General features: G+C 59.1%; 19 protein-coding genes, 2 tRNA genes, 1 rRNA gene and 2 pseudogenes. 21 read left to right on the top strand and 3 right to left on the bottom strand.

What is annotated here, in order from left to right; genetic code table 11:
* Nucleotides 1–9: 9 nt before the first annotated feature.
* From folP to AERO9A_RS19000, 20 genes and pseudogenes are all read left to right on the top strand, one after another.
* Nucleotides 10–861: a dihydropteroate synthase gene (gene folP / locus AERO9A_RS19090; RefSeq protein ID WP_159973485.1), complete on the top strand. Its 852-nt coding sequence runs from the start codon at nucleotides 10–12 to the stop codon at nucleotides 859–861.
* A 13-nt stretch (nucleotides 862–874) separates the two neighbouring features.
* The gene (glmM, locus tag AERO9A_RS19085) at nucleotides 875–2,212 is read left to right on the top strand and encodes a phosphoglucosamine mutase (protein WP_159973484.1); all 1,338 of its coding nucleotides are present in this window, start codon (nucleotides 875–877) and stop codon (nucleotides 2,210–2,212) included.
* 65 nt (nucleotides 2,213–2,277) lie between these two features.
* Entirely contained in the window at nucleotides 2,278–3,033 is a 756-nt protein-coding gene (gene tpiA, locus AERO9A_RS19080) for a triose-phosphate isomerase (RefSeq protein ID WP_159973483.1), read from the top strand.
* Between the two features lie 3 nt (nucleotides 3,034–3,036).
* The gene (gene secG, locus AERO9A_RS19075; protein ID WP_159973482.1) at nucleotides 3,037–3,417 is read left to right on the top strand and encodes a preprotein translocase subunit SecG; all 381 of its coding nucleotides are present in this window, start codon (nucleotides 3,037–3,039) and stop codon (nucleotides 3,415–3,417) included.
* A gap of 7 nt (nucleotides 3,418–3,424) precedes the next feature.
* Nucleotides 3,425–3,510: transfer RNA gene (locus AERO9A_RS19070), tRNA-Leu, on the top strand.
* 96 nt (nucleotides 3,511–3,606) lie between these two features.
* Nucleotides 3,607–3,683, top strand: a tRNA-Met gene (locus AERO9A_RS19065).
* Nucleotides 3,684–3,812: 129 nt separating this feature from the next.
* Nucleotides 3,813–4,271: a ribosome maturation factor RimP gene (gene rimP, locus AERO9A_RS19060; RefSeq protein WP_159973481.1), complete on the top strand. Its 459-nt coding sequence runs from the start codon at nucleotides 3,813–3,815 to the stop codon at nucleotides 4,269–4,271.
* A gap of 119 nt (nucleotides 4,272–4,390) precedes the next feature.
* Nucleotides 4,391–5,872 (top strand): transcription termination factor NusA, encoded by a 1,482-nt coding sequence (nusA, locus tag AERO9A_RS19055; RefSeq protein WP_159973480.1) that lies wholly within the window; start codon nucleotides 4,391–4,393, stop codon nucleotides 5,870–5,872.
* Nucleotides 5,873–5,899: 27 nt separating this feature from the next.
* A complete protein-coding gene (infB, locus tag AERO9A_RS19050; protein WP_159973479.1) occupies nucleotides 5,900–8,386 on the top strand; it encodes a translation initiation factor IF-2 in 2,487 nt (828 codons plus the stop codon).
* 112 nt (nucleotides 8,387–8,498) lie between these two features.
* Nucleotides 8,499–8,891, top strand: a complete 393-nt coding sequence (gene rbfA / locus AERO9A_RS19045; protein WP_159973478.1) for a 30S ribosome-binding factor RbfA — start codon at nucleotides 8,499–8,501, stop codon at nucleotides 8,889–8,891.
* 3 nt (nucleotides 8,892–8,894) lie between these two features.
* The gene (gene truB, locus AERO9A_RS19040; RefSeq protein ID WP_159973477.1) at nucleotides 8,895–9,815 is read left to right on the top strand and encodes a tRNA pseudouridine(55) synthase TruB; all 921 of its coding nucleotides are present in this window, start codon (nucleotides 8,895–8,897) and stop codon (nucleotides 9,813–9,815) included.
* 172 nt (nucleotides 9,816–9,987) lie between these two features.
* Nucleotides 9,988–10,257: a 30S ribosomal protein S15 gene (gene rpsO / locus AERO9A_RS19035; protein ID WP_011914369.1), complete on the top strand. Its 270-nt coding sequence runs from the start codon at nucleotides 9,988–9,990 to the stop codon at nucleotides 10,255–10,257.
* 171 nt (nucleotides 10,258–10,428) lie between these two features.
* The gene (pnp, locus tag AERO9A_RS19030; RefSeq protein ID WP_159973476.1) at nucleotides 10,429–12,537 is read left to right on the top strand and encodes a polyribonucleotide nucleotidyltransferase; all 2,109 of its coding nucleotides are present in this window, start codon (nucleotides 10,429–10,431) and stop codon (nucleotides 12,535–12,537) included.
* Nucleotides 12,538–12,645: 108 nt separating this feature from the next.
* Nucleotides 12,646–13,068 (top strand): annotated as a pseudogene (locus AERO9A_RS19025) (transposase).
* Between the two features lie 515 nt (nucleotides 13,069–13,583).
* Nucleotides 13,584–13,699, top strand: a 5S ribosomal RNA gene (rrf, locus tag AERO9A_RS19020).
* A gap of 264 nt (nucleotides 13,700–13,963) precedes the next feature.
* Nucleotides 13,964–14,782: pseudogene (locus AERO9A_RS22970) on the top strand (cache domain-containing protein); the annotation flags it as partial.
* A gap of 12 nt (nucleotides 14,783–14,794) precedes the next feature.
* A complete protein-coding gene (locus AERO9A_RS22965) occupies nucleotides 14,795–15,637 on the top strand; it encodes a methyl-accepting chemotaxis protein (RefSeq protein ID WP_372239710.1) in 843 nt (280 codons plus the stop codon).
* 106 nt (nucleotides 15,638–15,743) lie between these two features.
* Nucleotides 15,744–16,403 carry a paraquat-inducible protein A gene (locus tag AERO9A_RS19010; protein WP_159973475.1) on the top strand — a complete coding sequence of 220 codons (660 nt, stop codon included), beginning with the start codon at nucleotides 15,744–15,746 and terminating at the stop codon, nucleotides 16,401–16,403.
* On the top strand, nucleotides 16,390–17,007 hold the full coding sequence (locus AERO9A_RS19005; protein WP_159973474.1) for a paraquat-inducible protein A: 618 nt from the start codon (nucleotides 16,390–16,392) through the stop codon (nucleotides 17,005–17,007). Before AERO9A_RS19010 ends, AERO9A_RS19005 begins: the two co-directional genes overlap by 14 nt.
* Nucleotides 17,000–19,303, top strand: coding sequence for a PqiB family protein (locus AERO9A_RS19000; protein WP_159973473.1), 2,304 nt, complete (start codon nucleotides 17,000–17,002; stop codon nucleotides 19,301–19,303). The genes AERO9A_RS19005 and AERO9A_RS19000 overlap by 8 nt, the downstream gene beginning before the upstream one ends.
* A gap of 41 nt (nucleotides 19,304–19,344) precedes the next feature.
* Here the strand turns inward: AERO9A_RS19000 and mksF are convergent, their stop codons facing one another.
* From mksF to mksB, 3 genes are all read right to left on the bottom strand, one after another.
* A complete protein-coding gene (mksF, locus tag AERO9A_RS18995) occupies nucleotides 19,345–22,194 on the bottom strand; it encodes an Mks condensin complex protein MksF (RefSeq protein ID WP_159973472.1) in 2,850 nt (949 codons plus the stop codon).
* Entirely contained in the window at nucleotides 22,191–22,880 is a 690-nt protein-coding gene (mksE, locus tag AERO9A_RS18990) for an Mks condensin complex protein MksE (protein WP_159973471.1), read from the bottom strand. The genes mksF and mksE overlap by 4 nt, the downstream gene beginning before the upstream one ends.
* 104 nt (nucleotides 22,881–22,984) lie before the next feature.
* Nucleotides 22,985–24,226: an Mks condensin complex protein MksB gene (gene mksB / locus AERO9A_RS18985; protein ID WP_159973470.1), complete on the bottom strand. Its 1,242-nt coding sequence runs from the start codon at nucleotides 24,224–24,226 to the stop codon at nucleotides 22,985–22,987.
* Between the two features lie 316 nt (nucleotides 24,227–24,542).
* Between mksB and AERO9A_RS18980 the strand changes: the two genes are divergently transcribed.
* A complete protein-coding gene (locus tag AERO9A_RS18980) occupies nucleotides 24,543–25,640 on the top strand; it encodes a carboxynorspermidine decarboxylase (protein ID WP_159973469.1) in 1,098 nt (365 codons plus the stop codon).
* Nucleotides 25,641–25,676 lie beyond the last annotated feature (36 nt).

The raw sequence follows: 25,676 nt of genomic DNA, 5'->3' as shown, positions 1-25,676 counted from the left end.
GGTTCATTGATGTCCGATGTACAAATGCCAAGCCGACTACCTTGTGGTAGTCGGCTTCTTGATTTATCCCGTCCGCAAGTGATGGGGATTCTCAACGTCACGCCTGATTCCTTTTCTGACGGTGGCCGCTTCGCCCAGCGCGATGCAGCTTTGCGTCATGCTGAAGCAATGGTCGAGGCAGGTGCTTCGCTGATTGATGTTGGTGGAGAGTCGACGCGTCCGGGTGCGCGTACGGTTTCACCTACGGAGGAGCTTGAGCGTGTGGCGCCAGTGGTCGAGGCGATCGCTCGTGAGCTGGATGTGATCATTTCCGTCGATACCTCGACGCCTGCTGTTATGCGTGAGAGCGCGCGGCTTGGTGCTGGGCTGATCAATGACGTGCGTTCACTGCAGCGTGACGGCGCGCTGGATGCTGCGGCTGATACTGGCCTGCCTGTCTGTTTGATGCATATGCGTGGCGAGCCCGGGAATATGCAGGATGACCCGTGCTACCCAGATATCCTTGACGAGGTGCAGGGCTTTCTGTCCGAACGTATGGTTGCTTGTACGGCGGCGGGGATTGCTGTCGAGCGTATTGTGCTTGATCCAGGTTTCGGTTTCGCCAAAACGCTGGAGCATAATCTTTCGTTGTTCCGGCGCATGGATGGTCTTCGTGTGCTGGGTCGTCCCTTGCTGGTTGGTGTTTCGCGTAAGAGCATGATCGGCAAGGTGCTTGGTCACGAAGTGGATGGGCGCTTATCCGGAAGTTTGGCGCTGGCTGCCCTGGCCCTTACCAAGGGTGCACATATTTTGCGTGTGCATGATGTCGCCGAAACGGTTGACGTTGTGCGGATGATTGCTGCAGTACAGGCAGCGCAATAACAAGGAACGCGTAATGGCTAGAAAATACTTCGGCACCGACGGTATTCGTGGGCGTGTCGGTGAGTTTCCCATCACTCCGGATTTTGTCCTCAAGCTGGGCTGGGCTGCCGGTATGGCATTTCGTAAGCAGGGCAAGTGCCGCATCTTGATCGGTAAGGACACGCGAATCTCTGGGTATATGTTTGAGTCAGCGCTTGAAGCTGGTTTGGCTGCTGCTGGGGCAGACGTGCAGTTGCTCGGTCCGATGCCTACGCCTGCTATTGCCTACCTGACGCGTACCTTCCAGGCCGATGCTGGCATCGTCATCAGCGCCTCACATAATCCACATGACGATAACGGCATCAAGTTTTTCTCCAGTGAAGGCACGAAGCTTCCCGATGATGTCGAGCTGATGATCGAGGAGTTGCTCGATCAGCCGATGACTGTTGTGGAGTCGGCTGCGATCGGCAAGGCATCTCGTATCAATGATGCGTCCGGGCGTTATATCGAGTTCTGCAAAGGGAGCGTGCCTACGGGCAGCAACTTCAAGGAATTAAAGATCGTTGTCGATTGCGCGCATGGTGCTGCCTATAAAGTCGCACCTAGCGTGTTCCGTGAATTGGGCGCCGAGGTCAAGGTCATGGCGGCGCAGCCTGATGGTCTCAATATCAATCATTATTGCGGCTCGACCCATATCGCTGGGCTGCAGGCTGAAGTGTTGGCTCAGGGCGCGGATCTTGGGATCGCTTTCGACGGCGACGCTGATCGTGTGTTGATGGTCGATCACACTGGCACGGTGGTCGATGGTGACGAATTGCTGTTCATCATTGCGCGCGATCTGCAGGAGCGCGGGCGACTGCATGGTGGTGTGGTTGGCACGCTAATGAGCAATCTGGGCTTGGAGTTGGCGCTGGAGGAGTTGAATATTCCCTTCGTGCGGGCCAAGGTTGGTGATCGTTATGTCATTGCTGAACTGATGGCGCGTAACTGGTTGCTAGGTGGAGAAAACTCCGGCCATCTGGTGTGCTTCCAGCACACCACTACGGGGGATGCGATCATTGCAGCGCTGCAGGTGTTGATGGCGCTCAAGCGCCGCGGGCAGTCGCTGGCTGAGGCGCGCATGGGCGTCAAGAAGTGCCCGCAGGTTCTGATCAATGTACGTTTCTCCGGTGAGCTCGATCCGCTGGAGCATCCTTCGGTGAAGGACGCCTGTGCGCGTGTTACCGAGCGTATGGCTGGGCGTGGCCGGGTTTTGCTGCGCAAATCCGGTACCGAGCCACTGCTACGGGTCATGGTCGAAGGTGATGACGAAGCTGTCGTGCGTAGCTATGCCGATGAATTAGCTAGGATTGTTGCTGAAGTCTGTGCATGATTGAGCTTGCTACCCGGATAGCTCTTGGGTAATATCTGCGCCCTCTTTGATCGACGAGGTAAAACATGCGTCGCACCTTAGTTGCAGGTAACTGGAAAATGCACGGTACCCGCGCTAGCGTCGCAGAGCTGATCGAAGGGCTGTGTCAGCAGGTGTTGCCTGCCGATGTCGAGGTCGCGGTTTTCCCCGCCAGTTTGCATATTGCTCAAGCCCTTCATGGCTTGGGTGGGAGCGCGGTGAAGGTGGGGGCGCAAGATTGCGCAGCGCAAGTAGAACAGGGCGCCCTGACTGGTGAGCTGGCGGTAAGTCAGTTGGTCGACGGGGGTTGTGAGTTTGTGCTGATTGGTCACTCCGAGCGTCGCCTGATTCTGGGTGAGGACGATGAAGTGGTCGTTCGCAAGTTTGCTGCTGTGCAAGCTGCTGGATTGGTTCCGGTGCTTTGTCTCGGCGAAACCCGTGAGCAGCGTGAAATGAATGCGACGCTGGATGTGGTGGGTGGCCAGTTGGCTGCGGTGATTGATGCTCTGGGTGTCGAGTCGCTGGCGAGGGCTGTGGTTGCCTATGAGCCGGTTTGGGCTATTGGTACCGGCTTAACCGCTACGCCAGAGCAGGCTCAGGAAGTGCATGCGGCAATTCGTGCGCAGGTTGCGCAGTTGGATGCTGGTGTCGCTGAGGGGCTGAGAATTCTTTATGGTGGCAGTGTTAAGGCTGCCAGTGCTGCCGAGTTGTTCGGTATGCAGGATATCGATGGGGGGCTTGTGGGTGGAGCCTCTCTGAATGCGGATGAATTCGGTGCGATCTGTCGCGCTGCAGGAAACTGAAGAATGCTGGAAACAGTCGTGGTGGTTCTGCATCTGATCGGTGCAATCGGTATTGTCGCGCTGGTCCTGTTGCAGCATGGTAAAGGTGCTGATGCAGGTGCTTCCTTTGGTGCTGGTGCTTCGGCAACTGTATTCGGAAGCCAAGGTTCCTCTACCTTTCTTAGTAAGTTTACTGGTATACTCGCTGCAGCTTTTTTCATTACTAGCTTGGGCTTAGGCTTCTTTGCTAAAGAAAAAGCTGAAGCATTGAGTCAAGTTGGTCTGCCAGATCCAGCGGCTCTGGAAGTTCAGCAAAAACCGGCATCAGAAGATGTTCCGTTGCTAGAAGAGCAAAAGTCACCTGCATCTGATTCGTCGGATGTGCCGGAGGCTCCAAAGCAGTAACAGTTTTGCCGAGGTGGTGGAATTGGTAGACACGCTACCTTGAGGTGGTAGTGGCCATAGGCTGTAGGGGTTCGAGTCCCCTCCTCGGTACCATACTCAAGAAGGCCCGCAGTTCGCGGGCTTTCTTGTTTTTCGGAGTGTTGGTTGACCCTCGTAGGGGGTGGCCTTATAATTCCGGCCCAGCTTTGACGCGGGGTGGAGCAGTCTGGTAGCTCGTCGGGCTCATAACCCGAAGGTCGTTGGTTCAAATCCAGCCCCCGCAACCAGTTTTGGCAGGCCCCTTTTTAGGGGCCTTTTGCTAGCCGGAAGACAATCACCGCCAGAACTTTTGGCGGTTCGAAGGGATGGGCGTTTCGCCCATTTTTTATTTGCACAGCATGCACGAGGGCCGTTAAGTGTCGAGCAAGCTAGAACAGTTGCAGGCCTTGTTGGCCCCAGTAGTCGAGGCACTTGGCTACCAATGTTGGGGCATCGAGTTCCTGTCGCAGGGGCGCCATTCGCTGCTGCGTGTCTATATCGACAAGGCTGATGGAATTCTGATCGACGATTGCGAAATCGTCAGTCGTCAGCTCAGCGGTGTACTGGACGTCGAAGATCCGATTACTTCCGAGTACACCTTGGAAGTTTCTTCTCCTGGTATGGATCGGCCGCTGTTCACGTTGGAACAGTTCGCAGGTCATGCTGGCGAACAGGTAAAGATCAAACTGCGCTCGCCTTTCGACGGGCGACGCAACTTTCAGGGCCTTCTCCGCGGTGTGGAGGAGCAGGATGTGGTGGTGCAGGTGGATGACCACGAATATCTGCTGCCGATCGATCTGATCGACAAGGCCAATATCATTCCACGGTTTGATTGAGACGCGGATCGCGCGTCGTTGTGTGGCTGTCCGGTTTGCATCGTATATGCAGACCCGTGGCGGGCGGCTAACGAGGCGGATTGCGCAGATCCAATGGATTGCGAAAGGCGAGGCGTACGATGAGCAAAGAAGTACTGCTAGTTGTTGAGTCGGTATCCAACGAAAAAGGCGTACCGGCCGGCGTGATTTTCGAGGCGCTGGAGCTGGCTCTGGCGACCGCTACCAAAAAGCGTTTTGAGGACGAGGTCGATCTGCGTGTATCGATCAATCGCCAGAACGGCAGCTACGAAACATTTCGTCGCTGGACTGTGGTAGATGAGTCCGAATTCGAGGATCCGGCTTACCAGTTGACCGACGATATGCCGCAGGCTGTTGAAGCCAAGGCCAAGATCGGTGATGTGCTTGAGGAAAAAATCGAGTCCATCGAGTTTGGTCGTATCGCCGCGCAGACTGCCAAGCAGGTCATCGTGCAAAAAGTGCGTGAAGCCGAGCGTGCGCAAGTCGTCGATGCCTACCGTGAGCGTCTGGGCGAGATCATCTCCGGTACCGTGAAGAAGGTTACCCGCGACAATGTCATCGTTGATCTGGGTAACAATGCCGAGGCGATGCTGGCTCGCGAGGACATCATCGCTCGTGAAACCTTCCGGGTCGGCGTACGTCTGCGTGCCCTGCTCAAGGAAATTCGCACCGAGAACCGTGGTCCGCAATTGATCCTGTCGCGCACTGCACCTGAAATGCTGATCGAACTGTTCCGCATCGAAGTGCCGGAAATTGCCGAAGGTCTGATCGAAGTCAAGGGCGCCTCCCGCGATCCAGGTTCGCGTGCCAAGATCGCCGTGCGTTCCAAGGACAAACGTATTGACCCGCAAGGCGCCTGCATCGGCATGCGCGGCTCGCGTGTTCAGGCCGTTTCCGGTGAGCTGGGTGGCGAGCGCGTCGATATCGTGCTGTGGGACGACAATCCTGCGCAGTTCGTGATCAATGCGATGTCGCCGGCTGAGGTCGCAGCAATCATCGTCGACGAAGATGCCCACGCTATGGATATCGCCGTTGGCGAGGACAACCTGGCTCAGGCCATTGGCCGTGGCGGTCAGAACGTGCGCCTAGCTAGTCAATTGACTGGCTGGACGCTCAACGTGATGACCGAGTCGGATATTCAGGCCAAACAGCAAGCGGAAACCGGCGACATCGTGCAGTCCTTTATCGACGAGTTGGAAGTCGACGAAGAGCTGGCCCAAGTCCTGGTCGAGGAGGGTTTCACCAGTCTCGAAGAGATTGCCTATGTACCCATGGAAGAAATGCTCAGCATCGATGGCTTCGACGAGGAGATCGTCAACGAGCTGCGCGCGCGAGCCAAGGATCGTCTGCTGACCAAGGCGATCGCCAACGAGGAGAAGTTGGCTGATGCCCACCCGGCGGATGATTTGTTGGAAGTCGAGGGTATGGACAAGGTGTTGGCTCTAGAGCTGGCACTGCGCGGCGTGATTACCCGTGAAGACCTGGCCGAGCAGTCGATTGACGACTTGCTCGACATCGACGGCATCGACGAAGAGCGTGCCGGCAAGCTGATCATGGCCGCCCGAGCCCATTGGTTCGAGTAAGCGGTAGCGGCCTGAGGAGAAAGATGCATGACGCAAGTCACGGTGAAAGAACTGGCCAAAGTGGTCGACACCCCGGTAGAGCGCCTGCTGCAGCAGATGCGTGAAGCTGGCCTGTCCCACAGCAGTGCCGAACAAGTAGTGACCGATAGTGAGAAGCAGGCCCTGCTGGCCCATCTCAAGAGTAGTCACGGCGACAAGGTTGAAGAGCCGCGCAAGATTACCTTGCAGCGCAAGACCACCAGCACCCTGCGGGTTGCCGGTCAGAAGACCATCAGCGTCGAAGTACGCAAGAAGAAAACCTTCGTCAAGCGCAGCCCTGAAGAGCTTGAAGCCGAGAAGCAGCGTGAGCTCGAGGCGCAGCGTGCTGCCGCCGAGGCCGAGCGCCTGAAGGCAGAGGAAGAGAGCAAGCGCAAAGCGGCTGAAGAAGCCAAACGTAATGTTGCCGAAGCTCCGGCTGCTGCCGCGCCGGTTGCTGCTCCTGCTGCCGTTGCAGCGGCTGAGCCGACTGCTGCTCCGGCGGTCGCTGTCGAGCGCAAGAAAGAAGAAGTCCGTCGTCCTGAAAAGGCGCGTGACGAAGACGATCGTCGTGATCGCAAGCCGGCTCAGCATCGCCCGGCCACCAAAGAGAAGGCGCCGGCTCCGCGCGTCGCTCCACGTAGCGTCGACGAGGAAAGCGATGGCTTCCGTCGTGGCGGCCGTGGTGGCAAGTCGAAGATGAAGAAGCGCAACCAGCATGGCTTCCAGGCTCCGGCCGGCCCGGTGGTGCGTGATGTGAAGATCGGCGAGACCATCACTGTGGGCGACCTTGCTCAGCAGATGTCGGTCAAAGCCGCTGAAATCATCAAGTTCATGTTCAAGCTGGGTACCCCGGCGACCATCAATCAGGTGCTGGATCAGGAAACTGCCCAGCTAGTTGCTGAAGAGCTGGGCCACAAGGTCACTTTGGTCAGCGACACTGCCCTGGAAGACTCCCTGGCCGAGTCGCTGAAGTTCGAAGGTGAGTTCATGTCCCGTGCACCGGTGGTGACGGTCATGGGCCACGTTGACCATGGTAAAACCTCGCTGCTCGACTACATTCGGCGCGCCAAGGTTGCTTCTGGCGAAGCCGGTGGCATTACCCAGCACATTGGTGCCTACCACGTAGAAACCGAGCGCGGCATGGTCACCTTCCTCGATACCCCCGGTCACGCCGCGTTTACCCAAATGCGTGCTCGTGGTGCCAAGGCTACCGACATCGTCATTCTCGTCGTTGCTGCTGACGACGGCGTGATGCCGCAGACTCAGGAAGCTGTACAGCACGCAAAAGCGGCTGGCGTGCCGATCGTGGTCGCGGTGAACAAGATCGACAAGCCCGATGCCAACCCGGACAACATCAAGAACGGCCTGGCCGCTCTCGACGTGATCCCGGAGGAGTGGGGCGGCGACGCACCTTATGTGCATGTTTCCGCCAAGATGGGTACCGGCATCGATGAGCTGCTCGAAGCCGTACTACTGCAGGCTGAAGTACTCGAGCTGAAAGCCACTCCGACCGCGCCGGGCCGTGGTGTTGTGGTCGAGTCCCGTCTGGACAAGGGCCGCGGCCCTGTGGCCACCGTGCTGGTTCAGGACGGTACTCTGCGTCAGGGCGACATGGTGCTGGTCGGCGTCAACTATGGCCGCGTGCGCGCCATGCTTGACGAGAACGGCAAGCCGATCAAGGAAGCGGGTCCGTCGATCCCGGTCGAAATCCTCGGTTTGGACGGTACGCCGGATGCCGGTGACGAGATGATGGTGGTGGCCGACGAGAAGAAAGCCCGCGAAGTTGCGCTGTTCCGTCAGGGCAAGTTCCGCGAGGTCAAGCTGGCCCGCGCCCACGCTGGCAAGCTGGAAAACATCTTCGAGAACATGGGCCAGGAAGAGAAGAAAACCCTCAACATCGTCCTCAAGGCCGACGTGCGTGGTTCTCTGGAAGCCCTGCAAGGCTCGCTCAGCACCCTGGGCAACGACGAAGTGCAAGTACGTGTGGTCGGTGGCGGCGTCGGTGGTATCACCGAATCCGATGCCAACCTGGCGCTGGCTTCCAATGCCGTGCTGTTCGGCTTCAACGTCCGCGCTGACGCCGGTGCGCGCAAGATCGTCGAGTCCGAAGGCCTCGACATGCGTTACTACAACGTCATCTACGACATCATCGAAGACGTCAAGAAAGCGCTCACCGGTATGCTCGGCAGCGACGTTCGCGAGAACATCCTGGGTACCGCGGAAGTGCGTGATGTGTTCCGTTCGCCGAAGTTCGGCGCTGTCGCTGGCTGCATGGTCATCGAGGGCACCGTCTACCGCAACCGTCCGATCCGCGTACTGCGCGAGGATGTGGTGATCTTCGAAGGCGAGCTGGAATCGCTGCGTCGCTTCAAGGACGACGTCGCCGAAGTGCGTAACGGCATGGAGTGCGGTATCGGCGTGAAGAGCTACAACGACGTCAAGGTCGGCGACAAGATCGAAGTGTTCGAGAAGGTTCAGGTGGCGCGCAGTCTGTAAGCGCAACCCCTTGACCACGCAACGCCCGGCCCCGCTCAAGCGCGGCCGGGCGTTTGCCGCTTTTACGTGCGCTGCCGATCAGGTGGGCGGGCGAAGGAAAGGTAAGTAAGAAATGGCCAAAGATTACAGCCGTACCCAACGTATCGGCGATCAGATGCAACGCGAGCTTGCCCAGCTTATCCGGCGTGAGGTCAAGGATCCGCGTCTGGGGTTGGTGACCATCACCGCGGTCGATGTCAGTCGTGATATCGGCCACGCTAAAATCTTCATCACTGTCATGGGGCAGGATGACGCCGACGCCGTCAAGGAGAGCCTGAAGGTACTCAACGACGCTGCCGGTTTTCTGCGCATGCAGCTAGGTAAGGCGATGAAGCTGCGCAGCGTGCCGCAGTTGCATTTCCACTACGACGAGAGCGTTCAGCGCGGTGCTCACCTGTCGGCACTGATTGAGCGTGCCGTGGCGGAAGATCGTTTGCACGACGACACCGCGGGTTCCAAGGAGTAAGGCGTGGCGCAGGTTAAACGTATTCGCCGCAAGGTCGATGGCATCATCCTGTTGGACAAGCCGCATGGTTTCACTTCCAACGCTGCGTTGCAGAAAGTACGTTGGTTGCTCAATGCCGAGAAGGCCGGGCATACCGGCAGTCTCGATCCGCTGGCCACGGGCGTGCTGCCGTTGTGCTTCGGCGAGGCGACCAAGTTCTCTCAGTACCTGCTCGATGCCGACAAGGGCTATGAAACCTTGGCCCAGTTGGGCGTGACCACCACCACCGGCGATGCCGAGGGTGAGGTGATCGAGCGTCGTCCGGTGACCGTTGGTCGCAGCGAAATCGAGGCGGCATTGCCGCGTTTTCGCGGTGAAATCAAACAGATACCGCCGATGTACTCGGCCCTGAAGAAGGATGGGCAGCCGCTCTACAAGCTGGCCCGCGCAGGCGAAGTAGTGGAGCGCGAAGCGCGTTCTGTTACTATTGCGCGCCTGGAATTGCTCGGCCTTGAAGGCGAGCAGGCACGTTTGTCGGTGGATTGCAGCAAGGGCACCTACATCCGCACGCTGGTCGAGGATCTCGGCCAGGTATTGGGATGCGGGGCGCATGTGGCGCAACTGCGTCGCACCAAGGCTGGTCCCTTCGATCTGTCGCGTACCGTGACTCTGCAGGAGCTGGAAGCGGCGCATGCCGAAGGTGGCAACGAAGCGCTGGATCGCTTCCTGCAACCGGTCGATAGCGGCCTGCAGGATTGGCCGCTGCTGCAGCTCTCCGAGCACAGCGCGTTTTACTGGCTGCAAGGGCAGCCGGTACGTGCACCGGAAGCGCCGAAGTTCGGCATGGTGCGTGTGCAGGATCATAGCGGTCGCTTCATCGGCATCGGTGAAGTCAGTGATGACGGGCGTATCGCGCCGCGTCGGCTGATTTCCACCGGTGCCTGAGGCGGCAAAGGAATTCGACCATCAGGTCGAAAGCCGTGGCCCGAATTTCTCGGGTTACGGTGTTACGAGGGTGGCTGTCAGTAGGCACGGTCATGCCTCTTTTTAAAACACGGGAAGCGATTCCCGGCCTATTGAAATCGCGAAAGCGGTTTCCTGATGAGAGGAAGCCAACATGGCACTCAGCGTTGAAGAAAAAGCCCAGATCGTAAACGAGTACAAGCAAGCTGAAGGCGATACCGGTAGCCCGGAAGTGCAGGTTGCCCTGCTGACCGCCAACATCAACAAGCTGCAGGATCACTTCAAGGCCAACGGCAAGGATCACCACAGCCGTCGCGGTCTGATCCGCATGGTAAACCAGCGCCGCAAGCTGCTGGACTACCTGAAGGGTAAGGACACCACTCGTTACAGCGCCCTGATCGGTCGCCTGGGCCTGCGTCGTTAATAGACGCGAGCTGCACAAGTTGGAAGCTGGGAGTTCGGCGTCGCGAGTGGGGAGTGATCCTCACCTCGGGGCGCTGGGCTTCCAGCTTTTGGCTTTTCGAGGGATGCATCGGGTCCGACTCCCGCGCCTCTTTCCAATTTCCCCCAAGGCAACAAAGAGAAGGAAAACACCGTGAACCCGGTAATCAAGCAATTCAAGTTCGGTCAGTCGACCGTAACCCTCGAGACTGGCCGCATCGCCCGTCAAGCCAGCGGCGCCGTGCTGGTGACCGTCGACAACGACGTCACCGTTCTGGTCACCGTGGTCGGTGCCAAGAGCGCCGATCCGAGCAAGGGCTTCTTCCCGCTGTCCGTGCACTACCAGGAAAAGACCTACGCTGCCGGCAAGATCCCGGGTGGCTTCTTCAAGCGTGAAGGCCGTCCGAGCGAGAAGGAAACTCTGACCTCGCGCCTGATCGACCGTCCGATCCGCCCGCTGTTCCCAGAAGGTTTCATGAACGAAGTGCAGGTCGTCTGCACCGTCGTTTCCACCAGCAAGAAGACCGATCCGGACGTTGCCGCCATGATCGGTACCTCGGCTGCCCTGGCCGTTTCCGGTATTCCGTTCAACGGCCCGATCGGCGCCGCGCGTGTAGCCTTCCACCCGGACACCGGCTACCTGCTGAACCCCAACTACGAGCAACTGCAGGCTTCCAGCCTGGACATGGTCGTGGCCGGTACCGAAACCGCCGTACTGATGGTGGAATCGGAAGCTGACGAACTGACCGAAGACCAGATGCTGGGCGCCGTACTGTTCGCCCACCAGGAATTCCAGGCCGTGATCCAGGCCGTCAAGGAGTTCGCTGCCGAAGCCGGCAAGCCGACCTGGAACTGGCAGGCTCCGGCCGCCAATACCCCGCTGCTGGATGCCATCCGCAACCAGTTCGGCGCGGCCATCAGTCAGGCCTACACCATCACCATTAAGCAGGATCGCTACAACCGTCTGGGGGAGCTGCGTGATGAAGTCGTCGCGGCCCTGGCCGGCGAAGGCGAAGGCCAGTTCCCGGCTGATGAAGTTAAAGCGGCTTTCGGCGAGATCGAGTACCGCACCGTGCGTCAGAACATCGTCGACGGCAAGCCGCGTATTGATGGTCGCGACACCCGCACCGTACGTCCGCTGAAGATCGAAGTCGGCGTGCTCGACAAGACCCACGGCTCGGCGCTGTTCACCCGTGGTGAAACCCAGGCGCTGGTCGTTGCCACCCTCGGCACCGCTCGCGATGCACAGCTGCTCGACACCCTCGAAGGCGAGAAGCGCGATGCCTTCATGCTGCACTACAACTTCCCGCCGTTCTCGGTCGGCGAGTGTGGCCGTATGGGCGGTGCCGGTCGCCGCGAAATCGGTCACGGCCGTCTGGCCCGTCGCGGCGTTGCCGCGATGCTGCCGAAGGGCGACGAATTCCCGTACACCATCCGCGTGGTATCGGAAATCACCGAATCCAACGGTTCGTCCTCCATGGCTTCGGTCTGTGGCGCTTCCCTGGCGCTGATGGACGCCGGTGTGCCGATGAAGGCGCCGGTTGCCGGTATCGCCATGGGTCTGGTGCTGGAAGGTGAGAAATTCGCCGTTCTGACTGACATCCTCGGCGACGAAGACCACCTGGGCGACATGGACTTCAAAGTGGCCGGTACCGCCAAGGGGGTTACCGCGCTGCAAATGGATATCAAGATCCAGGGCATCACCGAAGAGATCATGGAGCAGGCGCTGGAGCAGGCGCTGGAAGCTCGCCTGAACATCCTCGGCCAGATGAACCAGGTGATCAGCCAGTCGCGTACCGAGCTGTCGGCCAATGCCCCGACCATGCTGGCGATGAAGATTGACCAGGACAAGATCCGTGACGTCATCGGCAAGGGCGGCGCCACCATCCGCGCCATCTGCGAAGAGACCAAGGCTTCGATCGACATTGAAGACGACGGCTCGATCAAGATTTTCGGCGAAACCAAAGAAGCGGCCGATGCTGCCAAGCAGCGCGTTCTGGCGATCACCGCCGAAGCCGAGATCGGCAAGATCTACGTCGGCAAGGTTGAGCGCATCGTCGACTTCGGCGCCTTCGTTAACATCCTGCCGGGCAAAGACGGTCTGGTGCACATCTCCATGCTGAGCGATCAGCGTGTGGAGAAGGTCACCGACGTATTGAAAGAAGGTCAGGAAGTGAAGGTACTGGTACTGGACGTGGACAACCGCGGTCGTATCAAGCTGTCGATCAAGGACGTTCCGGCGGCTGAAGCCTCCGGCGTCTGATAGACCAGCGTTGCAATACGAGGAGCCCCGCGAAGCGGGGCTTTTTCGTTGTTGTGTGTGGGATTCGGGGACGTTAGTTTTGAGACTGGACTGGCAATACGGTGGTAGTTGTTCAGGGTGTCTGTTCCGGATTGCCGCGTTTTTGCGGATGTCATCCAGGTGGACAAGCTGCTGCACGGTGAAGAGAACATGGTGGCGGCTGATGCCGGTTACACGGGCGTCGAGAAGCGCGAGGAACATGCGGGGCGCCAGGTGATCTGGCAGATCGCGGCTTGGCGCAGCACGTACGAAAAGCACGACAAGAAAAGCGAGCAGTACAAAGCCTATCGGGCTATCGAGAAAGCCAAAGCGCAGACACGCTCGAAGGTCGAACATCCGTTTCGGGTGATCAAGCGTCAGTTTGGCTACACGAAGGTGTGATTTCGTGGTTTGGCGAAGAACACCGTCCAGATGGTGACGCTGTTCGCTCTATCGAACCTGTGGATGGCACGCCGACATTTGTTGAGCCGCGCAGGAGAGGTGCGCCTGTAATGTGGGAATCGGCCCCCGCAGGCAGCTTGCGGAGGCCGAAAACAGGAAAAAAGCAGGTGATTTGACCGTTTTATGATCAATTCACCTCTTTCAAAATCGGTAATGGCCGAAGTCGACCAAAAACAGCGGCCTAGTTCAGACCTTCCCTAGGGCTAGGAAGTGCGACCAATATCCTATTTTTCAACGCGTCACCATTCCAACTATGGGGAGCGTTGGACTTGGTTATGTTCACAGTTCCGTTAGTCGCATTTTTCTCTCGCTCTCGCCGCTTCTACGCGCCGCTTACACTGATGTATTTGCCCTTGGCGATGATAGACATTACCGTTTCGTTAGGGATGGTCTGAAATAGCCCGACATTTCCGGCCGACTTCGACCTCTGCCGATTTTGAACGCACCGACCAGTCAAAACCGGTCAGGTTGTCCGCTCAGCGCTTCGTTTTTGGCCGTCACGAGCACNCAAGCCTCTATCACGTATCCAAGGGATAGCGCCTAACCGCGAGATCCCAACCGAATTGCTTGACGACCATAGAGCGTTGGAACCACCTGATCCCATCCCGAACTCAGTAGTGAAACGACGCATCGCCGATGGTAGTGTGGTGCTTCACCATGTGAGAGTAGGTCATCGTCAAGCTCCTATACGAAACCCCAGATCGCGCAAGCGGTCTGGGGTTTCTTCTTTGCGCGATAAAAATGTTTGTATTGAGGCGTCATCAGTCTAATCAAGAGAAGATAGGCTATTAGGCGTATGGACATTTTTTGACTGAATAGTCTCAATTGCCTCTGCTTATGTTGCTGGATTAACCTCGCTTATTTTTTACTGGTCGAGAAGTCGATAAGGATTTTTATTCGAGATGGCGATATATTGGCGCCATAAGCCAATATTCAGGGATGTAGTATGAAATGGAACATTCGCAATAAAGTCCTGCTGTTGTCGATTATCCCTGCTTTTCTTACTGCTCTTGTTGTGCAGCTACTGGCGTTCTCTGAACAACAGTCACTCAGTGAGCGCAGCCTTGAGCAGATGCGGGAAACATTGCTTAAAACGCGCAAAGATGAGCTGCTGCATTACATGGATATCGCCTTTACCGCGATCAAGCCGCTCTACGACAGCCCGGACGCGCAAACACCCGAAGTCATGAAGCAAGCGGCAGACCGGCTCCGCGAGCTTCGTTATGGCAGCGATGGCTATTTCTTTGGCTATACCGACAAAGGGGATCGGATTTTTCTTGCTGGGAAAGATGAAGGGAAGAACTTCTGGGATCTGCAGGACACCCATGGTGTTTATCTGATTCGTGAGCTTATCGCTGCCGCCAAACGAGGTGGTGATTTTGTCACGTACTACTTTCCAAAACCTGGCGATAGCTCTTCTTATCCCAAGCTGTCTTATTCTCGTTACCTGGATAAATGGGGCTGGACGTTTGGCGCTGGTTTCTACATCGACGGTCTCGATACGCTGATCGACCAGCAATTGCAGCAGCAGCAAAAAACATTGGATGAGTTACGCCTGAAACAATGGTTGACCCTGGCTGTTTTATTGTCTGTGCTAGCGGGGTTGGCTGCATGGGTGGCGGCTTCCATTGTTCGTCCCATACGGTTGTTGACTAGCCGTTTGCAGTTGCTGGCATCCGAGGATGGAGACTTGACCCACCATCTGCCTGTTGATGGCAGCGAAGAGACAGCCGCTATGGCTAAGGCTTTTAATCTCTTCGTAGGCAAGATTCGCGAGATGATTCTAGAGCTGACACGTTGTGTGCAGGCTCTTCGGGAGCGGAATGAACAATTGCGGCAGAGCACTCAGCAAGCTGCCGATGCGTTGGTCCTTCAGAGCTCCGATGCTGAGCAGGTAACCCATGCCATGGAGCAGATGGCGCTAGCTACGCACAATGTCGCTGAGTCAGCGCAGGGCGCTGCTCAGATGACTCGTGAAACCGACGATCAAGCTCGTGCGATGCAACTGAATGTGAATGAGACCATTGAGGCCATTAGCAGCCTGGCAAGTGATATCGAGGGAGCGGCCGAAGATATTCAGTCTCTGGGTAACGATGTCGAGTCGATTGGCTCCATTCTCGATGTGATTCGTTCCATCGCCGAGCAGACCAATTTGCTTGCCTTGAACGCCGCGATAGAGGCCGCGCGAGCTGGCGAGCAGGGGCGGGGATTTGCTGTGGTTGCCGATGAAGTACGCTCGTTGGCGTCGCGTACGCAGCAGAGCACGCAGGAGATTCAAGCCAAGATTAGTCATTTGCAGCAAGGTGCGCGCGCTGCTGTCACGACCATGCAGAGCAGCCTCAAGGTAAGCGAGGCTGCTGTAGCTAAGGCCAACGGTACAGGGAAGATCCTGGCTGGCGTGAGTCAGGCTGTATCGGATATCGCGGGCATGAATCATCAGATTGCGACTGCAGCCGAAGAACAGTCCAGTATTGGCGTGGAGGTGAATCAGAGTCTGGTGCAGATCTCTCGCCATATCGATGAAACGCAGGGTATGACCCAGCAGAACAATGCTATGGGGCAGGATCTTGAGAGCCTATCCCGAGAGTTGGACCAGCTTATTCGGCGCTTCAAGGTCTGAGGTGAACCGGCTCGCTGGTTCTGTCTCATCTTGTGTATAAGAGCGCCTGCATCTCTTTGAGGTCGCTCTGTCTCGGTTAGAATGAGCCTCCCAATGCGGAGGCTCCATGGCTGATTCGCCCCGTGACACATCTCTTTCCTCGCTGCCATTAGCTGCGCTCGTTGCGTGTCATGAGTGCGACTTGCTGATGCGCAAACCCCTTATTAAAGATGGCGAAAGCGCAGAATGCCCGCGTTGTGGCTATGAGCTTTTTCGTCGTCGTCATCATGTGTTCAAACGCAGCTTGGCGTTGGTGTTGACGGCTTTGCTGCTTTACCTTCCCGCTAATTTTTTGCCGATCATGCAATTGAACCTGCTTGGTCAGCGCTCGCAGGATACTGTCTGGAGCGGGGTAATCGGGCTTTATGAGAGCGGCATGCAAGGCATTGCCGTGGTGGTTTTTCTCTGCAGCATGGCTGTGCCGTTGCTCAAGCTGTTGTGTCAGTTGCTGGTATTGCTGAGCATTCGGCTGGATCTAGGGCACAGCTATGGTTTGCTGCTTTACCGGATTTTTCATCACCTGCGTGAGTGGGGCATGCTGGAGGTTTATTTAATGGGCATCCTGGTGTCCATGGTCAAGTTGATGGATCTGGCCGATCTGAGCCTCGGTGTTGGTCTGTTCTGCTTCGTTGCGTTGCTCCTGGTACAGGTCTGGTTGGAGTTGACGATGTCACCGCAGCAGATCTGGGAGGCCCTTGCTGAGGGTGATGCACATGCGCGCGATTGATGCAGGTTTGCTGATTTGCCATGAGTGTCATCATCTCAATCGCCAGGAGCCCGAGGCAGAGCATCAGCATTGCAGCCGGTGTGGCGCGCAGGTTCATGCGCGCAGGCCCAATAGTCTGGTGCGTACCTGGGCTTTGCTGCTGACCTCGGCGCTTCTTTACATACCCGCTAATCTGCTGCCGATCATGACGGTAAACAGCCTTGGCAAGGGGGCGCCGTCGACCATCATGAGTGGTGTCGTTGAGTTGCTTCACCATGGCATGGTGCCGATCGCAGCGGTGGTCTTCATCGCCAGTATTCTGGTGCCCACCTTCAAATTGCTAGGCATCGCTCTGCTTCTGTATTCGGTACAGCGTCATCAGCCGATGTCGGCTCGCCAGCGCATTCTGATGTACCGCTTCATCGAGTGGATCGGTCGCTGGTCGATGCTGGATATCTTCGTCATCGCCATTTTGGTGGCGCTAGTGAATTTTGGCAGCCTGGCTAGTATCGAAGCTGGAGCGGGGGCGGCTGCTTTTGCCAGTGTAGTGATCTTGACCATGCTGGCTGCATTGACCTTCGACCCACGCCTTATCTGGGACAACACGGAAACCGATCATGACTGACCTGCCTTTGGCTAAGACGCGCCCTGCCTCGAACTGGTCGGCCATCTGGGTGCTTCCCCTTATTGCCCTGCTCATTGGTGGCTGGTTGGCTTGGCGTGCCTACAGTGAGGCCGGTATTCAGGTCGAGTTGGTTTTCGCTAGTGGTGAAGGCATTGAGGCTGGCAAGACCGAGTTGATGTACAAGGGCATGGCGGTGGGCAAGGTGACTGCTATCAGCCTTGACTCCAGCGATGAGAAGCGTGGCGTGGTCGCGCAGTTGGAGGTTAACAAGGAGTTGGAGCAGTACCTGCGTAGCGGCACCCGCTTCTGGTTGGTCAAGCCCAATGTCAGTCTGGCTGGAATCAGTGGTTTGGAGACTTTGGTATCCGGTAACTACATCACTTTCAGCCCTGGCGATGGTGATGCCAGCCGCAACTTCACCGCTCTGAGTCAAGAGCCGCCGATGGGGGATGATGTCCCCGGTTTGCATTTGACCTTGAAGGCTGATCGGCTTGGTTCGCTTAGTCGCGACAGCCCTGTGTTCTACAAGCAGATTCAGGTTGGCCGGGTGAAGAGTTATAAGCTTGGGCAGGACCAAAGCACTGTAGAGGTGGAGGTCTTCATCGAACCGGCTTATGCCCATTTGGTGCGCAAACATACGCGGTTCTGGAATGCCAGCGGTATCAGCGTCGATGCCGACCTCTCCGGCTTCAAGCTGCGCAGCGAATCGTTGGCCAGTATCGTCGCAGGTGGGATTGCCTTCGCTACACCGGATAACCGCAAGGATAGCCCGCCGACTGATCCTAGCCTGCCGTTTCGCCTCTATGAGGACTACGACGAAGCACAAGCAGGCATCAAGGTCGTGGTCACGCTCAGTGATTTCGAAGGCTTGCAGGAAGGACGCACGCCTGTGATGTACAAGGGCATCCAGCTAGGTTCGCTGAAAACCTTGAAGATCGATGGTGACCTCAATACGGCGACTGCAGAGCTGACGATCAACCCATTGGCGGAAGAGTATCTGGTCGAAGGGTCAGACTTCTGGGTGGTCAAACCCTCTATTTCCCTGGCCGGAATTACCGGTTTGGAGGCCTTGGTCAGGGGTAATTACATCGCCGTACGCCCCGGTGAAAAAGGCAATCCTCCGGCCCGCAAGTTCGTTGCGCGGAGCAAGGCACCACCGTTGGATCTTGGCGCGCCGGGGCTGCATTTGGTGCTCACCACTGATCAGCTCGGCTCCATCGAGGTTGGCAGCCCAGTGCTCTACCGGCAGCTCAAGGTTGGTTCGGTGCAGAGCTATCAGCTCTCGCGTGACAACAGCCGGGTGGTGCTTGGCGTGCATATCGAGCCGGACTACGTGCATCTGGTAAATACGTCTACACGGTTCTGGAATGCCAGCGGCATCACCCTCAAGGGTGGATTGTCGGGCGTGGAGGTCAAGAGCGAGTCGTTGCAAACGCTTCTGTCTGGCGGAATTGCCTTCGAAACCCCGGACTTGCAGGCGGTCAGATCCGACCGCCAGGTGCAGAGTTTTGCCCTGCATGCCAACCGTGAGAGTGCCTTGCAGTTGGGGCAGCAAATTCGCATTCGTGTCGCCGACGGTGATGGTCTGCAACCGGGGACTGCGGTGCGTTACAAAGGGCTGGATGTCGGTAAGGTCGAGAGTTTGAGCCTGACCGACGACCTGCAAGCCGTGATGCTGAACGTGCGGATTACTCAGGCGGTCGAGCAAATCAACCGTGAGGGGACGCAATTCTGGGTGGTCAAGCCGGAGCTGGGGCTGACGCGTACCGCGAACCTAGGCACCTTGGTCAGTGGTCAATATATTGAAGTGCAGCCTTCGTCTCAGAAAGGTGCTCGGCGTACCGAGTTCACCGCCCTGACCAGTGCGCCAAACCAGGCTGTGCGTGAGGATGGCCTGCGTTTGGTCTTGAGCGCGCCACGGCGAGGTTCGATTAAGCCGGGCGTGATCGTCAGCTACCGTGAAGTGCCGGTGGGCAAGGTGGTGGATTTCGAGCTGGGGCCGACTTCCGACCGTGTGCTGGTTCATGTGCTGATCGAGCCGCGCTATGCGCCGCTGGTGCGCTCGGGCAGCCGCTTCTGGAATGCCAGTGGCATCGGTGTGGATGCTGGGCTGTTCAAGGGCGTCAAGGTGCGGACCGAGTCGCTGGAGGCGTTGCTCGAAGGTGGTATCGCCTTCGCCACGCCGAACAACCCGGAGATGGGCGGGCCGGCGCAGCCGGGGCAGACGTTTGCCTTGTTCGACGAGCCGGGAGAGGGCTGGCTGGAGTGGGCGCCTAAGATCGTGTTGGAGCAGTAAGACAATCATAGAAATGAAAGGGGCCGCAGTGAGCGGCCCTTTCATTTTAGGTTGATAAAAGCTCGCGGCTCGGTGGTTTCTTCCTGCTGAGCCGCCTGAGCCTTGGCACTTTCGCGCGGCTTGATGAACTTCCAGTCCGCCTCGTCGATGTAGATGCCGTTGGGGCCGCTGCCGCCTTCCAGGTCGATGGCTACGTGGGCCGAGACCTGCGGCTTGACCGAGGCCAGGATCGGCACGAAGCCGAGTTGCAGGCTGGTTTCGATCAGCGCCTGCTGGTTGCGTTCGTCGATGTCCGCCGCCTCGTCGAGGTAGTAGGGCAGGCGTACGCGCCCGGCCTGCTCGCGATCCATCAGGTGCAGCAACAGGTACATGTTGGTCAGCGCCTTGATGGTCATGGTGGTGCCGTTACTGGCTGCGCCATCGATGTCGGTGTGGATGATCGGCTGGCCGTGCACCTTGGTGATCTCGAAGGCCAGCTCGAACAGATCCTTCAGGCCCAACTGGTTACCGTTGGCCGCCACCAGGCGCGACAGATAGTCCTTGGCTTCCTCGTTCTTGGCATCCTGCTCGGCCGATTGCGACAGGTCGAACACCGACAGGGTTTCGCCTTCCTCGTACTGCCCGGCGCTGTGGATGATCTGGTCGATATGGCGCAGGGCTTCCTTGTTCGGTGCCAGGACGATGCGGAAGCTTTGCAGGTTGGAGACCTGGCGCTTGTTGATCTCGCGGTTGAACAGCGCCAACTGGTGTTCCAGGTTGTCGTAGTCGCTGCGGATGTTGCGCAGGGTTCGGGCGATATCGGTGACCGCTGCACGGCGCGCCTTGGCCAGGGTCAGGGCTTCGTCCTGGCGGTGGGCGTAGGCGTTGACCAGCAGTTGCAGGCGGCGCTCGACGTCGTCCTCGCTGTCGAACTTGGCCACGCCCTTGAGGCGCACCTGGGCGTACAGCGCTTCGATCTGGTTGTCGATACGCTGCAGCGCCTGCCAGGTGTCCTGATAGTCGTTGAGCAGCTGCAGCAGGTTGTCCAGCGAGTCGTCCACCGGCTCCATGAACGGCGTGCCGAACGGCAGGTCGGCCGGCAGCAACTGACGGCGACGCAGGGCGTCTTCCAGAGTGCGCTGCTTGGACTCCAGATCACCGATCTGACGGCTGATCAATTGCAGCTTGGCGGAAATTTGCTGCACGCGTTCGGCGAAGGCATCGCTGGCACGCTTGAGTTCGTCCTGAGCGCCTTCCAGTTCGGCCAGGCGCTCCAGCTTCTGCGGCTCCTCGGCGGCCAGGGTCTGGCTCTTGCGGAAGTCTTCCAGCGCCTTCTGTGCATCCAGCACACCCTGGTACAGGGTTTCGGCCTGGGCCTTGCTGGCGGCGCGGTCGGCGGCCACCGACTGCTGGGTCTTGAGCTGCTTGAGCTCGCGTTCCAGGCGATCCTTCTGGTCGCGCAGGGCGGCGCGGTCGGCCAGGGCCTGCAGGGCCGGCGGCTCGATATGGCTGAGGTCGATGGACAGGCCCGGCACGGCGAAGGTATCGCCTTTGAAGCGATCCAGCACCGCCTCGATGGCCTTGACCCAGTCATCGCCCTCGGCCTGGATGCCTTTCTCACCCAGCGGCAGGCTGAACAGCGCGCCGTTGAACAGGCGCATCAGACGGTCGACGTCAGCCTGGCTGAACTCCTCGCGCAGGCGCGAGTAGCTGTTGTTGTCGGCGTGGTCGAGCTGCTGCTTGACCGACTTGAGGCGTTTTTCCAGGTCGCGCAGGCGCTCGTCCAGGTCCTCGCTGGAGAACTGCCGCGACTGCGCCAGGGCGCCGGCCAGTTCGTCGTGGGCGTCCTTGGCGGCGAGCAGTTGCTCTTCCAGTACCTTGGCGTTTTCCACCAGGGCGAAGCGGTTCTTCAGCACGGCCAGTTCGCCCAGCCAGCGCTGGATCTCGCTGATCTCGCGCTCCAGGCGCATCAGCTCGGCAGTGCCGCCGCGTTGCTCGTTCTGCAGGCCGTCCTGCTCGTTCTTGTAGTGCTCGGCCTGGATCACCAGCTCTTCCTTGCGCGCGTCGGCGTAGTCGTGCCAGGTACCCAGCAGGTTATCGAGCAGCGGCGAGAGGCGATGCAGCTTGCCGCGCAGCACTTCGCGCTGGGCCACGCCCGAGGCCAGTGCCTCGATCAGTGGGCCTGCGGTGACCAGGGCCTGGTAGTCCTGCTCCATGCGGCGCACGTCGCGGAAGGCCTCTTCGGTGGCGGCGATGTAGTCGACGCTGCCCGAGCGCAGGCTGTGCTCGAAGGCATCGAGGAACAGTTGCTTGAGCTTGGCCGCAGTGATTTCGCGCATGTGCAGCAGATTGATGAATAGCGCGCGGAAGGTCTTCAGGCTCTGCTCGCTGGTCGAGCGCAGCGGGATCAGGGTCAGATCCAGCGGGATGCTGGTGTGGCCGCCGACCAGCAGACGACGCAGTTCGTCGGGCTTGAGTTCGTAGGCGGTGATGCCGGCCTGGCCGAGGTTCTTGAACAGTTCGCGCTGGCGCAGGCAGGTGCCGTTTTGCTGGTAGTGCTCCAGATCCAGCTCACCGGCGTAGGCGAAGAACTGGTGGCCGAAGCCGCCGCCTGGGCCGCGACCGGCCACGCCGATCACGTGCGGGCCGTGGGGCAGGGCGACTTCGACGAGGATGTAGCTGGTGTCGCTGGCGAAGTAGAACTTGCGCGAGGCTTCCAGGCTGTACTTGCCGAAGCTCATGTCCGACATGCGCGCCAGGATGGGGAATTGCAGGGCGTTGATCGAGGCGGATTTGCCCAGGTTGTTGGCGCCGTACACCGACAGCGGGTTTTCCAGCGGGAACAGGCCGAGACTGTAGCCAGCGGTGTTCAGCAGGGCGAAGCGGCGGATGCCGTAGCGTTCCTGGCTCATGCGTCCATCTCCTGTGCGGCACGTTCTTCGGCCATGGCACGGGCCAGGGCATCTTCCTCGGATTCTTCGCTGTCGATGACAGCCGTGTCGGCGTCGCCGTCATCGTCCAGCAGCACCGGTGCCGGTAGCGGCAGGTCGCTGCTGTGCAGACTGGCGGCCAGGTCGCGGTCGTGTTGCACCGACAGGCAGACGTCGAGGAAACGGTGCATCGGCGGCAGGAAGCGGTACACGCCGTTGCTGTCCTCGGCGAAGCCGAGCTGGATGAGGCGGCGGATGATCTTGTCTTCCAGCTCCTCGAAAGTGGTGACTTCGGCCTGCAGGAACAGGTCGCGGTACTTCTCCAGCAGCGCCGGCAGCTCGTCACGGCCGATGCTGCCGCCGTCGAGTACGGAGAGCGGGTCGCGGCCCTGATCGGCCAGATGCTCGACCAGGATGAAGGTGAACAGCGCCAGACGCTGTGCGGTCTTGTTCACCTGCGGCGCCACCTGCTCGGGGACGAAGTAGTAGAAGCCGCGCGGGTCGCACACCAGCTCGAAGCCCAGCGCCTTGAACAGCGCGCGGTACTGATCCTGCATACTCGACAGTTGCGCGTAGCACTCCGGCTCGCTGCGCGAGATGTGGTAGCCCTTGAACAGGTCGCGGAAGGCGGCTGCGAGCTGGGTCATTTCTTTCAAATCAATGTTCATACGTCGTGCTCACGGGCAAGCGTAGGGTGGACGACGCTTTATCCGTCCACCGCATGGCAATCAACAAGGTGGACAAGAAAAACCTTGTCCACCCTACGTTAGGGTCATGCATCGGGGCGGCCTACCAGGGCGTAGGAGCTGATACTGATTTCATGCTCGCGGGTCAGGTAGGTCTGGCGCTGCAGGCGGTCGCGCTGGAAGCGGCCTTCGCGTGACAGACGCGAGAACCAGTAAAGCAGCTCGTCGGTGGCACCTTCCGGTTCCTGCTCCAGCAGCCAGGTCATCAGATCCGGCAGCGGCAGGGCCTGCTCGCAGCGCTCGATCATCTCGCGCGCGGTCTTCGGTGCCTTGGGCGCGCCGCCCTTGCGGCTGCTACTGGCCTTGGGGAAGTGCGCCGGTTTGGCTTCGAAGCGCGCCAGGGCGTAGACGTAGGCCTCGACCTGGCTGGCCGAGCCCAGGAAGTTGCTCTGTGGCCGGGTGAACAGCGGCATGGCTGCCTGCGGCACGGCGTCTATGCCCTTCTTGCGGATCACCGACAGTGCCAGCGCCGCGCCACGGGTCACTGCATTGTGCCGACGCGCTTCCTCGCGCAATGGCAGCAGCAGTTCGCGTGCCTTGCGCAGGGTGAGCTGGGCGGTGGTCTGCATTTCCAGAATGCGCGCGTGGGTGCGCAGCAGCAGGTCGTCGTCGACCAGTTGGCCGAGGCGCTGTTGATCGCCGAGCAGGCGCAGCAGCACCTGTTCGACGCGGCGCACGCCTTGCTCGAAGGCGCCGTCGGCGGCGACCAGTTGAATCATCGGCTCGACGTATTCGTCCCAGGTGGCCAGCACTTCGGCGTAGCGCTGGCGCAGGGGAATCTGCCGGTCCGAGGTCTTGGCCCGGTCGGCCACGCTAACCAGCGCCTGTTCGTCGTTGGCCAGCTTCTTGAGTACGTCGCGCACGCGCATATCGAGCAGGCGCAATTGGCGCGCCAGGTCGTTGGCGTCGCGGACTTCGAAGGCATCCTGAATGTAGCCAGCCAGGCGCTCCAGGTGGCGCAGGTAGGCTTCGATCTCCAGGCACAGGCCGAGGCGGTGCTCGCGGCGCAGGTAGGCGAGAAAATCGTGGATCTGCGCGTTGAGCTCGAAGCGATTGGGGCTCTTGGCCACCGGCACGAGGATGTCCAGGCGAATCCAGGTGTCGAGCAGAGCAGTGGTGTCGCTGGGCGTGGCATCGGGCAATTGCGTGGCGAGCTGGCCGCGCAGCTCGACCAGGCTCAGGGTGCCCGCGTCGAAGCGCTCGCAGAGCGGTTCGAGCAGGTTCCAGTGTTCGGCGAGGGCGCGCAACACGCGCTTGGGATCGATCATCGAGGCGCCGGGTTCCAGGCAAGTGAAAAGCGCCGATTGTACTGCATGGTGGATGCCGGTTTTGAGTCTGAATCGATCAGAGGTGCTTTACGCCGCTGTATTGTGGGCGTCATGTCGCTGTCATGCGCGCCCGTCATCCTCGCCGCAGCGAGTTCAACCACGGCGGCGGGATTGCCCAGTGCGGCATTCAGGGTTATGAATCGGACGAAATCCCCCCTATGCTCTTTCGATCCTGGCCGGTAATCGGCACAATTCGCGTCCACTTTTTTCTGGGGGCCTTGGGGTTCCCATTGGCCGACTTTGCTGGGGCGACGCCATGATCCAGACGCCGTACTACCTCATCGATAAACAGAAGCTTTTGGTCAACCTGGAGAAAATCGCCTATGTGCGCGAGAACTCCGGCGCCAAGGCGCTGCTGGCGCTGAAGTGCTTCGCCACCTGGTCGGTGTTCGACCTGATGCAGCAGTATATGGACGGCACCACCTCCAGCTCGCTGTACGAGCTCAAGCTCGGTCGGCAGAAGTTCGCGGGCGAAACCCACGCCTACAGCGTGGCCTGGGCCGACGACGAGATCGAAGAGATGGTCGCCAACTGCGACAAGATCATCTTCAACTCCATCGGCCAGCTCGAACGCTTCGCTGAGCGGACTGAGGGCACCATCCGCGGCCTGCGCGTCAATCCGCAGGTGAGCAGCTCGGATTATCTGCTGGCCGACCCGGCACGCCCGTTCAGCCGTCTCGGTGAGTGGGATCCGGCGAAGATCGAACAGGTCATGGGGCAGATTTCCGGCTTCATGTTCCACAACAACTGCGAGAACGGCAGCTTCGAGCTGTTCGACAAGATGCTGACCACCATCGAGGAGCGCTTCGGCCACCTGATCGCTCAGGTCGAGTGGGTCAGCCTCGGTGGCGGCATTCACTTCACTGGCGAGGGCTATCCGATCGATGCCTTCTGCGCTCGCCTTAAAGCCTTCTCCGAGAAATACGGCGTGCAGGTGTACCTGGAGCCGGGCGAAGCGGCAATCACCCTCAGCGCCTCGCTGGAAGTCACCGTGCTCGACACCCTGTACAACGGCAAGCACCTGGCTGTGGTCGACAGCTCCATCGAAGCGCACATGCTTGATCTCTTGATCTACCGCCTCAACGCCAAAATGGCGCCCAACGATGGCGAGCACACCTATATGGTCTGCGGCAAAAGCTGCCTGGCCGGCGATATCTTCGGTGAGTACCAGTTCGACAAACCGCTCAAGATTGGTGATCGCCTGTCGTTCATCGACGCCGCCGGTTACACCATGGTCAAGAAGAATTGGTTCAATGGCCTGAAGATGCCGTCCATCGTGGTGAAACAACTCGACGGTAGCGTCGAGGTGGCGCGCCAGTTCGAGTTCGACGACTACCTGTCCAGTCTGTCGTAACTTCGTGGTGGTGGGCTGAAGCCCACCCTACGGGGC

It is taken from the genome of Pseudomonas sp. 8Z, from assembly GCF_902506535.1.
In the GTDB taxonomy this organism is placed as follows: domain Bacteria; phylum Pseudomonadota; class Gammaproteobacteria; order Pseudomonadales; family Pseudomonadaceae; genus Aquipseudomonas.
Note: the sequence above shows the minus strand (reverse complement) of the source record. Positions and strands in the feature narration are given on the sequence as shown.

What these genes read in the sequence shown, in the direction of transcription:
- AERO9A_RS19010 (WP_159973475.1), top strand. Translation starts at nt 15,744, where the DNA reads ATGGCTGATTCGCCCCGTGACACATCTCTTTCCTCGCTGCCATTAGCT.
- mksF (WP_159973472.1), bottom strand. Translation starts at nt 22,194, where the DNA reads ATGAGCCAGGAACGCTACGGCATCCGCCGCTTCGCCCTGCTGAACACC.
- mksE (WP_159973471.1), bottom strand. Translation starts at nt 22,880, where the DNA reads ATGAACATTGATTTGAAAGAAATGACCCAGCTCGCAGCCGCCTTCCGC.
- rbfA (WP_159973478.1), top strand. Translation starts at nt 8,499, where the DNA reads ATGGCCAAAGATTACAGCCGTACCCAACGTATCGGCGATCAGATGCAA.
- infB (WP_159973479.1), top strand. Translation starts at nt 5,900, where the DNA reads ATGACGCAAGTCACGGTGAAAGAACTGGCCAAAGTGGTCGACACCCCG.
- glmM (WP_159973484.1), top strand. Translation starts at nt 875, where the DNA reads ATGGCTAGAAAATACTTCGGCACCGACGGTATTCGTGGGCGTGTCGGT.
- mksB (WP_159973470.1), bottom strand. Translation starts at nt 24,226, where the DNA reads ATGATCGATCCCAAGCGCGTGTTGCGCGCCCTCGCCGAACACTGGAAC.
- AERO9A_RS19000 (WP_159973473.1), top strand. Translation starts at nt 17,000, where the DNA reads ATGACTGACCTGCCTTTGGCTAAGACGCGCCCTGCCTCGAACTGGTCG.
- secG (WP_159973482.1), top strand. Translation starts at nt 3,037, where the DNA reads ATGCTGGAAACAGTCGTGGTGGTTCTGCATCTGATCGGTGCAATCGGT.
- folP (WP_159973485.1), top strand. Translation starts at nt 10, where the DNA reads ATGTCCGATGTACAAATGCCAAGCCGACTACCTTGTGGTAGTCGGCTT.
- rpsO (WP_011914369.1), top strand. Translation starts at nt 9,988, where the DNA reads ATGGCACTCAGCGTTGAAGAAAAAGCCCAGATCGTAAACGAGTACAAG.
- AERO9A_RS22965 (WP_372239710.1), top strand. Translation starts at nt 14,795, where the DNA reads ATGATTCTAGAGCTGACACGTTGTGTGCAGGCTCTTCGGGAGCGGAAT.
- nusA (WP_159973480.1), top strand. Translation starts at nt 4,391, where the DNA reads ATGAGCAAAGAAGTACTGCTAGTTGTTGAGTCGGTATCCAACGAAAAA.
- AERO9A_RS19005 (WP_159973474.1), top strand. Translation starts at nt 16,390, where the DNA reads ATGCGCGCGATTGATGCAGGTTTGCTGATTTGCCATGAGTGTCATCAT.
- tpiA (WP_159973483.1), top strand. Translation starts at nt 2,278, where the DNA reads ATGCGTCGCACCTTAGTTGCAGGTAACTGGAAAATGCACGGTACCCGC.
- AERO9A_RS18980 (WP_159973469.1), top strand. Translation starts at nt 24,543, where the DNA reads ATGATCCAGACGCCGTACTACCTCATCGATAAACAGAAGCTTTTGGTC.